This is a genomic window from Nocardia aobensis NBRC 100429, assembly GCF_000308375.1.
Classification (GTDB): Bacteria; Actinomycetota; Actinomycetes; order Mycobacteriales; family Mycobacteriaceae; genus Nocardia; species Nocardia aobensis.
Map to the genome: position 1 here is coordinate 1 of NZ_BAFQ01000001.1, position 3,129 is coordinate 3,129.

Here is a 3,129-nt window from a genome sequence, read left to right on the forward strand (position 1 = left end):
GGATGGAAGAGTAACTAGCGGCGATACCTTCGGCGCGTTCCGTGCAGCACGCGCGAGGACCCGTAATTCTCGAGCAGTTCGAACATCTCGAGCAGAGGCCATACGGGGCTCGGTCTGTGTGTGTTGTCCGACGTCGCATCGAGGGATCAGCAAGTAAGGAGAGCTACCGAGCAGTGGCTGCCAACGACTCCAACGCAAGCGGCTCGTCCAAGGCGAAAGCGGGCAACAAGGACTACGGTGCCTCCAACATCACCGTTCTCGAAGGACTCGAGGCGGTCCGCAAACGCCCCGGTATGTACATCGGTTCCACCGGTGAGCGCGGTCTGCACCACCTGATCTGGGAGGTTGTGGACAACTCCGTCGACGAGGCGATGGCCGGCTACGCCAGCCGGGTCGACGTGACGCTGCTGGCCGACGGCGGCGTCGAGGTCGTCGACGACGGCCGCGGTATCCCGGTGGCGATGCACGCCACCGGTGTGCCCACGATCGAGGTCGTCATGACCCAGCTGCACGCCGGCGGCAAGTTCGACTCGGACGCCTACGCCGTGTCCGGTGGTCTGCACGGTGTCGGTATCTCCGTGGTGAACGCGCTGTCCAGCCGGATGGTCACCGAGATCGACCGCGATGGCTTCCATTGGAGCCAGGAGTACAAGGACGCCAAGCCCGGCAAGCTCGTCAAGGGCGAGCCCACCGACCGGACCGGCACCACGCAGCGCTTCTGGGCGGATCCGGACGTCTTCGAGACCACGACCTACAACTTCGAGACGATCTCGCGCCGGTTGCAGGAGATGGCGTTCCTGAACAAGGGCCTGACCATCACCCTCACCGACCAGCGGGTCAGCGAGGCCGAGGTCACCGACGAGGTGGTCAGCGAGACCGCCGAGGCGCCCAAGCACGACGAGGGCAGCGCCGCGCCGCCGGAGCCGAAGGTCAAGACTCGCACCTACCACTACCCGGGCGGGCTCGAGGATTTCGTCAAGCACATCAACCGCACCAAGCAGGCGATCCACAACACCGTCGTCTCGTTCACCAGCAAGGGCACCGGCCACGAGCTCGAGGTCGCGATGCAGTGGAATTCGGGGTACTCCGAATCCGTCCACACCTTCGCCAACACCATCAACACCCACGAGGGTGGTACCCACGAAGAGGGCTTCCGCGCGGCGCTGACCACCGTGGTCAACAAGTACGCCAAGGACAAGAAGCTGCTCAAGGAGAAGGACGGCAACCTCACCGGCGACGACATCCGCGAGGGTCTGGCCGCCATCGTGAGCGTCAAGGTCAGCGAGCCGCAGTTCGAGGGCCAGACCAAGACCAAGCTCGGCAACACCGAGGTGAAGTCGTTCGTCCAGCGCACCTGCAACGAACATCTGGCGCACTGGTTCGAAGCCAATCCGGCCGATGCCAAGACGATCGTGCAGAAGGCGGTGTCCTCCGCGCAGGCCCGCGTCGCCGCCCGGAAGGCTCGTGAGCTGGTCCGGCGCAAGAGCGCGACCGATCTGGGCGGGCTGCCGGGCAAGCTGGCCGACTGCCGATCCAAGGATCCGAGCAAGTCCGAGATCTACATCGTCGAGGGTGACTCCGCCGGTGGCTCGGCGAAATCCGGTCGCGACTCGATGTACCAGGCGATCCTGCCGCTGCGCGGAAAGATCATCAACGTCGAGAAGGCGCGTATCGACCGGGTCCTCAAGAACAACGAGGTCCAGTCGATCATCACCGCCTTCGGCACCGGTATCCACGACGAGTTCGACATCTCGAAGCTGCGGTATCACAAGATCGTGCTGATGGCCGACGCCGACGTCGACGGCCAGCACATCTCGACCCTGCTGCTCACCCTGCTGTTCCGCTTCATGCGCCCGCTGGTCGAACACGGGCACGTGTACCTCGCCCAGCCGCCGCTGTACAAGCTGAAGTGGCAGCGCTCGGATCCGGAATTCGCCTACTCGGACCGCGAGCGCGACGGTCTGCTGGAGGCCGGTCTGGCCGCTGGTAAGAAGATCAACAAGGACGACGGCGTCCAGCGCTACAAGGGTCTCGGCGAGATGAACGCCAAGGAGCTGTGGGAAACCACCATGGATCCTTCGGTGCGGGTGCTTCGTCAGGTGACGTTGGACGACGCGGCCGCGGCCGACGAGTTGTTCTCCGTGCTGATGGGTGAAGACGTCGAGGCGCGTCGCAGCTTCATCACCCGCAACGCCAAGGACGTCCGCTTCCTCGATGTGTAACCGGTGCTGCGCGGTCCGCCCGCGCGCCCGTCACACCGCCCAGGCCTGTTAAGGAGAATTCATGACTGAGACCACCCTGCCGCCCGAAGGTGGTGCGGGCGACCGGATCGAGCCGGTCGACATCCAGAACGAAATGCAGAGCAGCTACATCGATTACGCGATGAGCGTGATCGTGGGCCGTGCGCTGCCCGATGTGCGCGACGGCCTCAAGCCGGTGCACCGGCGCGTGCTCTACGCGATGTACGACAACGGCTACCGGCCCGACCGCGGTTACGTGAAATCCGCGCGTCCGGTCGCCGAGACCATGGGTAACTACCACCCGCACGGCGACGCCTCGATCTACGACACCCTGGTGCGCATGGCGCAGCCGTGGTCGCTGCGGTATCCGCTGGTCGACGGGCAGGGCAACTTCGGCTCCCGCGGTAACGACGGCGCGGCCGCCATGCGGTACACCGAGTGCCGGCTCACCCCGCTGGCGATGGAGCTGCTCCGTGAAATCGACCACGAGACGGTCGATTTCACGCCGAACTACGACGGCCGCTCCCAGGAGCCCGTGGTTCTCCCCAGCCGGGTGCCGAACCTGTTGATGAACGGGTCCAACGGCATCGCCGTCGGTATGGCGACCAATATCCCGCCGCACAACCTGAACGAGTTGGCCGACGCCATCTACTGGGCGCTGGACAACTACGACGCCGACGAGGAGTCCACCCTCGCCGCGTGTATGGAGCGCGTCAAGGGGCCGGACTTCCCGACCTACGGCCTGATCGTCGGCAGCCAGGGCATCCACGACGCCTACACCACCGGACGCGGTTCCATCCGGATGCGCGGTGTGGTGGAGATCGAGGAGGACAATCGCGGTCGCACCACGATCGTCATCACCGAGCTGCCGTACCAGGTCAACACCGAC

The 3,129-nt window shown here is 65.0% G+C and carries 2 protein-coding genes; both read left to right on the forward strand.

Going from position 1 to position 3,129, the window contains the following annotated elements:
- Nucleotides 1-173: 173 nt before the first annotated feature.
- Nucleotides 174-2,222: a DNA topoisomerase (ATP-hydrolyzing) subunit B gene (gene gyrB, locus RJ03_RS00005; RefSeq protein ID WP_036496910.1), complete on the forward strand. Its 2,049-nt coding sequence runs from the start codon at nt 174-176 to the stop codon at nt 2,220-2,222.
- A gap of 61 nt (nt 2,223-2,283) precedes the next feature.
- The coding region (locus RJ03_RS00010) for a DNA gyrase subunit A (protein ID WP_036496912.1) at nt 2,284-3,129 on the forward strand (846 nt) is incomplete at its 3' end.